Here is an 8170-nt window from a genome sequence, read left to right on the forward strand (position 1 = left end):
GGGAAGGCGGAGGCCGAACAGGTCGCCGTCGCCGGGGGAGTCGGCGGACAGCAGGACGCCGGAGCGGGAGCGGCGCGTGTCGGAGAGGAAGCCGCGCCGGCCGCGGCCCAGGTCGGCGGTCGTGCCGCCGATGACGACCGCGTGCTCGCCGTCGCGGGCGGTGCGCAGGACGCCGGCGAGCGCGTCGTCCAGACCGGTCCCGTCGAGGAGTTCGGCGTCGTCGACGACCACGGCGTAGCGGTGCTCGTCGCCGATGGCGGCGGCGAGGTCGCCGGGGCCGGAGCCGGAGCCGAGCAGGCCGAGGACGCCCGGGTGGCCGGAGAGCAGGCGCAGCGGGGAGCGGCGGGGCGTGACGAGGACGACGGGGACGAGGCCGCCGCCGACGGCCGGGTCCAGGAGCGAGTGGACGATCGTGCGGAGCGTCGTGGAGCGGCCGGAGCTGGGCGGGCCCGCGACGGCGAAGCCGGGGCCCTCGTTCAGCAGGTCGACGCCGACCGGGGCGAGGGTGTCGCCGCCGACGCCGACGAGCGCCCACAGGGCGGACGGGGCGAGGAACTCGGGGTCGAGGGACATGGCCTCGCGGTAGGTGACGCGGACGGGCAGCTCGTCCACGCGCAGGGGACGCTGGCGTCGCGGCAGGCGGCCGTAGCGGGACACGCAGGTGCGGGCGATCTCCTGGAGGGCGGCGACCTGCGCGGCGCCGGACGGGTCGTCCCCGAGGAGGCCGATCTGCGACTCGCGCGGGGCCGTGCCCGGGACGGTGGGTTCGAGGGCACGGCCGGGCGGCATCTCGGCGGGGACCTGCTTGTCCCGGAGGCCGCCGTAGCCGTAGTCGCCGGGGTCGGCCATGCGGAGGATGAGGCGGCGGTCGAAGGCGGTGGAGAACTGGCCGCCGAGGCCGGAGCGGTCGCCGGTGAAGGCGGCGCGCAGGCCGACGGCGGCGCCCTCGCGCAGGAGGCGGACGACCTGCTCGACGAGGCGGCCCTGGTCGTCGCGCTCGAACGCGCCGAGGAAGCCGTCCCAGCGGTCGAGGAGCAGCACCATCCAGGGGAGGCGGTCGGTGGCGGCGACGGCGGCGCGCTGTTCGGCGAGGGACGCGAAGCCGGCCTCGGCGAGGAGCCGCCGGCGGCGGGCGACCTCGGCGGCGAGCGCGGTGACGAGCCGTTCGCAGCGGTCGCGCTGGTCGCGGGTGACGACGGCGCCGCAGTGCGGGAGCGAGACGAGGGGGAGCAGGGCGTTCGCGCCGCAGTCGATGGCGTACAGGTGCGCGTCGTAGGGGGAGCAGGCGCCGGCGAGGGACCCGGCGATGGTGCGCAGCGCGGTGGAGCGGCCGGACCGCGCGGACCCGGCGATGTACAGGTGGCCGCCGGAGGCGAGGTCGAGGGCGAGATCCTCGCGGGACTGGACGGCGGGCAGGTCGGTGACGCCGAACGGGATCGGGGGGACGTCCACGACGGAGCCGCCGGCGGCGGTCCGGGACGGGAGCGTGATCCGCTCGGGGAGCGGGCTCGGCCACGGGGACGGCAGGCGGGCGATGCTCGCGCGGCGGGCCGCCTCGTCGATCGCCTGGACGAGCACGCCGAGGTCGGTGAGGTCCGTGGGGGCGCCGGCCCCGGCGTCGTGAAGGCCGTCGTGGAGGGCTTCGCGGGGCGCGGGCAGCGGGTGGCCGAGGCCCTGCCAAGGGAGCGGCAGGACGGTGGGCCCGTGGTGGCCCGTGCCGGTTCCGGGACGCCGTCCGCCGATCCGCGCGGACTGGACGGGCCGCGGCGCCGCCGTGCCGGAGCGGACGTAGCAGCGTCCGGGCGTGGACGTGGAGATCTGCGCGGCCTCGGGCGAGCCGAGGACGTCGGCGGACTCGTCCGGGCCGGTGACGCGCAGCGCGATCCGCAGGTCGGTGCCGGCGCGAATGTCGTCGGTCACCGCCTCTGCGGGGCGCTGCGTGGCGAGGATCAGGTGGACGCCCAGGGAGAGGCCGCGACGCCCGATGTCGACGAGCCCGGTGACGAAGTCGGGCAGATCGGTGGCCGCGGCGGCGAACTCGTCGACGACGAGGACGAGACGCGCCACCGCGGGCAGACTCCGATCGGTGACGCGGAGGTCGTCGTACTCGTCGAAGTCCTTGGCGCCCGCGTCGAGAAGGACCTCCTCGCGGCGGCGGAGCTCGGCGGCGAGGGACTCCAGCGCGCGTTCCGCCGCGTGGCCGTCGAGGCCGGTGACCATGCCGGCGGTGTGGGGGAGGCGGGCGCAGTCTCCGAACGCGGCACCGCCCTTCCCGTCGATACCGCCCTTCCCGTCGATACCGCCCTTGCCGTCGATGAGGACGAACGTCATCTCGTCGGGGCGGTTGGCGACGGCCAGCGAGGCGATGAGGGTCCGGAGGAGCTCGGACGTGCCCGCGCCGCTCGCTCCCGCGATGAGGCCGTGCGGCCCGTCCCGGCGCAGGTCGATCTCGAACGGGTCGTGGGGGCCGTGCCCGCCCGGACCGGCGCCGATGGGGATCCGCGTGGTCCGGCCGCCCGTGCGCGCCCAGGTCTGAAGGACGTCCTCGGCCGTGGGGTCGGCCAGATCGAGGACGTCCAGGAGCCGGACTTCGGCCGGGAGGGAGTCTCCGGCGTCTTCGTGTGAAACGTCCCGGATGGGGGCCAGCGCACGCGCCACCCGGTCCGTCCAGGTCGCTGACACCTGGTCCGCGAGTACGGGGCCGAGGACGTCGAGGCCCTCCCCGTGGAGCCGGACCTCCGACGTGTGCCGCGGGTCCCAGACGGCCACGGCCCGGCACTCCTCGGGAAGGAGGCGTTCCTCGTCGTCGACGCAGATGGCGTACAGCCCGTATTCGGCCCCTCGCGACAGGAGCATCGGCATCCCGGGGACGCGGCGCAACGCGCGTGCGCCGTCCAGCACGATCAGGACGTTGTACGGGACGGCCCCGGCGGGGCCGGAGAAGGACGACTCCGCCTGGGCGGCGCGGCGCCGTTCCGTCACCTGGATCGCCAGTTCGGTGACGCGGTGCGCGGCGGACTCGGGGTCCGTGCCGACGAGGGCGACGCAGTCCTCACCCTCGCGCGGCGCGCAGTGCGGCAGCCACCGCACCCAGTTCCACTCGTTCCCGGCGCCTTGATCGGCGGACAGGACGACGATGGCGAGGTCGCGCGGGCCGTGCAGTGCGGCGGCCTGCGCGACCATCCAGCGGGCCAGCGCGCGGGACGCCGGACGCGGGCCGGCCAGCCCGACCACGCCGAGGTCCGCGAGCGGCAGCGCCACCGGGACCTGCCGTGCCACCGGAGCCGGCGGATGGGCGCCGCCCGTGAACTCGACGCGGGCGGGCAGGTCGGCGAGGCCGACCCGCAGGTGCAGGACGTCGGGGTCGCCGCGGCGGCGCTCCCACAGCCGCCGCCGCGGGCCGGTCGCGGTCAGCAGCACCTCGGCCGGGTCGGGATGGAACGCGCGCCGCTCGGCCTCGTCCTCGCGCCGCAGCCGCTCCACCTCGCCGTCGAACTCGCCCGCCTTGCGGTGGTACTCCTTCAGCGCCTTCTTGTAGGACGTGCGCCCGAACAGCCGGAGCCGCTCGCGCGGACCGCCTTCGGGCCGCTCCGGAACCTCCAGCCGCCGGTCCCGGGGCGCGGGGTCCTGCCGTGGCGGCCTGCTGAACGCCAGGCCGCCCTCCGGCAACGGCTCCAGATGGGTGTCCGGGGCGGCGCTCGGCGCGAGCGCCAGAACGCTCGACCCCACGGACAGCAGCCCGCCCGGGGGCCACGCCGTCCTCGCGGTCAGCGGCTCACCGTCCAGCGTGGCGGAGCCCTCCATCGTCAGCGCGGACGCCTCCACCTGGACCGACTCCCGCGCGACCGTCAGGCGCAGCGACCGGGCGGGCATGGACGGGTCGTCCAGCTCCACGTCCACGTCGAGGCCGGAGCCGATCGTCGCGGCCCCGAGGCCGAGCCGGTGCACCGACCCGGCCGCCGGGCCGCCGACGACGCGCACCTCGACCAGCCCGGTCGGCTCGGTGAGGACGGTGGCGGCGGCCCCGCGCTCCTCGACCGCCACGACGGCGCCGTCCCGGAGCTCCCTGACGGCGAGGGCCTGCGGGTCGAGCATCCGCCCGTCCATCCACAGGGCCCGCCGCGGGCCCGGCCCTCCGCCGGCGCGCAGGGCGTTCTTCGAATAGCGGGGGACGGGGACCGGCGGCGCGGCCTCGTCCGCCCGGCGGCAGGCCAGCGGCGCCCGCTCCCCGAGGAGGGCGCCGAGCGACTGCGCGACACCGCCCACGGTGACCTCGGAGTCGGCGTCCATCACGACATCGCGGGGTCCTCCGGCGGTCAGCGCCGTGAACGAGATCCGCATCAGAGCCCTCCGACGTCCTCAGGATCGCGGTCAGCTTAGTCAACCGCCCGCTCCGGCTCCCGGTAAGCGCCCACGATGGTCGTGAGCGCGTCGTCCAGGGGCGTCGGCCGCATCCCGAACGTGGACTCGAACGCTGAGGAGTCCAGGATGTACGGCCGGTCGAACTGGTACCTGGTCTCCCGCAGCTCCTTCATCATCGGGGAGAAGAGCCCGAGCGCGTTGAAGGCGGGACGCGGCAGCTCGTGGACGCGCGGCGCCGGCGCGCCGGCGATCTCGCACAGCCGCTCGGCGACGTGCAGCGTGGAGACGGCGGGCGCGGTCGGGATGTGCCAGGCCCGCCCCAGCGCCCGCTCGTCCGTCCCGGCGATGGCGAGCGCCTCCGCGACGTCCGGCAGGTACGTCCAGGCGTGCGGGACGGACGGGTCGCTCATGTAGAAGACGCGCTTGCCAGCCAGCAGCGGCTTCACGAACCGGACCTCGCCGATGTACGCCTGGTCGCTGCTCCGGGGGCCGTAGTAGTCGGACCCGCGCAGCTCGGTGACCCGCACGCGGCCCGCCCGGTGCGCGGCCAGGGCCTCCCGCCACATCGCCGCCCGCACCCGGCCCTTGGTGCCGGTCGCGGCGAGCGGCAGGTCCTCGGTCATGGGCCCGTCCACGGGCCCGTACCCGTACAGGCAGCTCAGCGTGACCAGGACGGCGCCGGTGTCCTCGGCCGCGCCCAGGAAGGACGCGGCCATCGGCGGCCAGTCCTGCGCCCACCGGTGGTAACGAGGGTTGACGCAGTTGTAGAGCGCGTCGGCGCCCTTGACGATCCCGGTGAGCCGGCTCCGGTCGGCGACGTCGGCGGCGATCCGCTCGACCCCGTCCGGACCCGACCCGGACCGCGTCACGACGGCGACGTCGTGCCCGCGCTCGATGAGCCGCTCGGCGAGGTGCGCCCCGACCTGCCCGGCTCCGACGATCACATGCCTGCCCATGGTTCTCTCCTGTCTGCTGGTCGATCCTGTTCGACCGTCAATGAAGGCGGTGCTCCGCTTCGAGAGCAATGCTCTCCCCAGGGAGCGGTGTTGTCAAGAGCGGTGCTCTCGAATAGGTGCGGCGCTCTGCTACGCTGGGGGCATGAGCGCAGGGCGTACGGCACGGGAACGGGTCCGGGCGGAGCTGATCCGCGAGATCGCCGAGATCGCCAGACGGCACCTGGCCACGGAAGGGGCGGCGGGCCTGTCGCTGCGCGCGGTCGCCCGGGAGATGGGCATGGTCTCCTCGGCGATCTACCGGTACTTCCCGAGCCGCGACGACCTGCTCACCGCGCTGATCATCGACGGCTACAACGCCGTCGGCGACGCCGTGGAGAAAGCGGATGCCCGGGCGCCCGAAGGGGATTTCGCCGGACGGTGGCTCGCGGTGTGCAGGGCCGTCCGGGAGTGGGCGCTGGCGCACCCGCACGAGTACGCCCTGCTGCACGGTTCACCCGTCCCCGGCTACAAGGCGCCGGACGACACCGTCTCCGCCGCGACCCGGGACACGGTCGTCCTCGCGCGGATCATCACCGAGGCGTACGAGGCGGGCGCGGTCGAACCGTCCGGGACCGCGCCGGCGCCGCCGTCCTCGATCGCCGGGGACCTCGGCCGCGTCCGCGCCGCCGTCTCCATGAACGTCCCCGACGACGTGATCGCCCGCGGCCTCACGGCGTGGGCGGGCATGTACGGGACGGTGAGCCTCGAATTGTTCGGGCAATTCAACAACGTGGTGATCGACGACCGGGCCGCCTATTTCGACCACACCATGACCCTCCTGGCGCGCCTCGCCGGCCTGAAACCGTGATGCCCGCGGGCCCGGGCGCCCGCCCTGAGCCGTCCCCGGTGCCGGGTCAGTGACAGGTGTGACTGGTGGTAAGTAATCATGTGATCGTCGAATTCGCAGGTCATCGCGGTATGCCTGGATAAGGAACGCCTTGCGTTCACCGAATCCATTGACGTGACCTTGCCGCCCCCGCAAGCATGGATCGCTCGGTGATGCACGGCTCCCGCGGGACGGGGGCCACGGGAGGGCGGGAAGGAGCGCGTGGGCAGCGCGATGAAGTCCAACCAGTCGACCTTCGCCGGAGGCGGGACGGGCTCGTCCGGCGGCGGCGCGGCGGCCCCGTCCGGCGGCACGGCGGGGCTCGGCCGTTCGGGGCTCGGCACCTCCGGCGGGCAGCGCCTCCCCGCCTCGCAGCGGGAACGGAAACCGGCGCTCGCGGCGCTCGCGGTGCTGCTCATCCTCGGCGGCGCCCTCGCCAGCGCGTACCTCGTGATGGCGAGCGGCGAGCGGGTGTCGGCGGTCCGGATCGCGCAGCCGGTCGCGGCCGGGCAGAAGATCCCGGCGAGCGCCCTCGAAGAGGTCCAGGTCGGCGACACCGGGATCCAGTTCATCAGCTGGTCGGAGCGCGCGAACGTGACCCGCTACTACGCGGCGGTCCCGCTGGTGAAGGGCGCGCTGCTGACCAACTCCATGATCAGCCCGTCGGACGGCCCGGCCAAGGGGCGCCTCGTCGTCGGGCTCGCGCTCAAGCCGGGCCAGTTCCCCGCCGGCGGCGTCGACATCGGCAAGCACGTGTCCCTCTACGCGGTCGGCGGCGCGCAGGACGGCGGGCCGCGCCCCGGCACCGTCCTGGCCCAGGACGCCATCGTGATCGGCGTCAGCGGCGGCGGATCCGGCGGCGGAGGCGACCTCGGCGGGACGCGGCTCCAGTCCGACCAGACCAGCGTCGACGTCGCCGTACTCCCGGCCGACGCGCCGCAGGTGACGCAGGCGGCCTCCGCCGGAACGATCGCGCTCGCGCTGATCCCGGAAGGCACGAAGGTCGCCGCCACCCCCGGCGGCCGGCCGCCCGCCGGAGGCGGCCAGGACCCGGAGGGCACCGAGACGCCGGACGGCACCGTGCCCGTCCCGGGCGGCGGCGGGGCGCCGGGCCAGAGCGGGACGCCGGCACCCGGCTCGGGCGGTAACTGACAGTGGCACTCATCGCGCTCGCGGCCGACAAGGGGGCGCCGGGCGTCACGACCGCGGCCGTCGCCCTCGGTGCGGTGTGGCCGCGCCCCGTGCTGGTCGCGGAGTGCGACCAGGCGGGAGGCGACCTCGTGTACCGGCTGCCCGCCGCCCAGGACGCCGGCGACGGCGCGGGGGACGGCGGCATGCTCAACCCGTCCCGCGGGCTGCTCAGCCTCGCCGCCACCGCCCGCCGCGGCCTCCGGCCCGACCAGATCGCCGAGCACTGCCAGCGGCTCGCCGGCGGCCTCGACGTCCTCGTCGGGACCACCAACGCCGAGCAGGCGCAGGCGATGACCTGGCTGTGGGGGCCGCTCGGCCGGGCGTTCGCCGGCCTCGACCCCGTCGACGTGATCGCCGACTGCGGCCGGCTCGGCGCCGGCACGCCGCTGACCGAGCTGATGCGCGAGGCGGACCTGGTCGTCCTGCTCACCCGCGCCACCCTGGAGCAGGTCGCCCACCTGCGCGAACGCGTCGCCGCGCTGACGGCCGACCTGCGCGGCGGCCCGCCCGTCGGCGTCCTCGTGCTCGCCGACCCGCGCGACTTCCGCGGCTCGATCACCGAGGTCGACCGCATCCTCGCCGTGGCGCGGGGCCGCGCCCGGCCGATGGACGCCGACGCCCGGCAGGGGCCTCCGCCGCCGGACGTGACCGTCCTCGGCGGCCTGGCCCTGGACCCCAAGGGCGCCGAGCTCCTGTCGGGCAGCTGGGGCGGCCGCCTGGACCGCTCCCTCCTGATCCGCTCCGCACGCGAGGTCGCGAGCGACCTCACCGCCCGCCTCGTCGCGACCCGCCCGGC

General features: G+C 75.7%; 5 protein-coding genes. 3 read left to right on the top strand and 2 right to left on the bottom strand.

Annotated features, from left to right (window positions below; translation table 11 throughout):
- Positions 1-4341 (bottom strand): FtsK/SpoIIIE domain-containing protein (locus tag E1281_RS34025; RefSeq protein WP_131883821.1); only part of this gene is annotated, 4341 nt, incomplete at its 3' end.
- 35 nt (positions 4342-4376) lie between these two features.
- Positions 4377-5318: an NAD-dependent epimerase/dehydratase family protein gene (locus E1281_RS34030; RefSeq protein ID WP_131883822.1), complete on the bottom strand. Its 942-nt coding sequence runs from the start codon at positions 5316-5318 to the stop codon at positions 4377-4379.
- 142 nt (positions 5319-5460) lie between these two features.
- Between E1281_RS34030 and E1281_RS34035 the strand changes: the two genes are divergently transcribed.
- The 3 genes from E1281_RS34035 to E1281_RS34045 form a co-directional block, all read left to right on the top strand.
- Positions 5461-6165, top strand: coding sequence for a TetR/AcrR family transcriptional regulator (locus E1281_RS34035; RefSeq protein WP_131883823.1), 705 nt, complete (start codon positions 5461-5463; stop codon positions 6163-6165).
- Positions 6166-6405: 240 nt separating this feature from the next.
- Positions 6406-7335, top strand: coding sequence for a hypothetical protein (locus E1281_RS34040; protein WP_131883824.1), 930 nt, complete (start codon positions 6406-6408; stop codon positions 7333-7335).
- Between the two features lie 2 nt (positions 7336-7337).
- Positions 7338-8170 (top strand): hypothetical protein (locus E1281_RS34045; protein WP_131883825.1); only part of this gene is annotated, 833 nt, incomplete at its 3' end.

Source organism: Actinomadura sp. KC345 (genome assembly GCF_004348515.1).
In the GTDB taxonomy this organism is placed as follows: Bacteria; Actinomycetota; Actinomycetes; order Streptosporangiales; family Streptosporangiaceae; genus Spirillospora.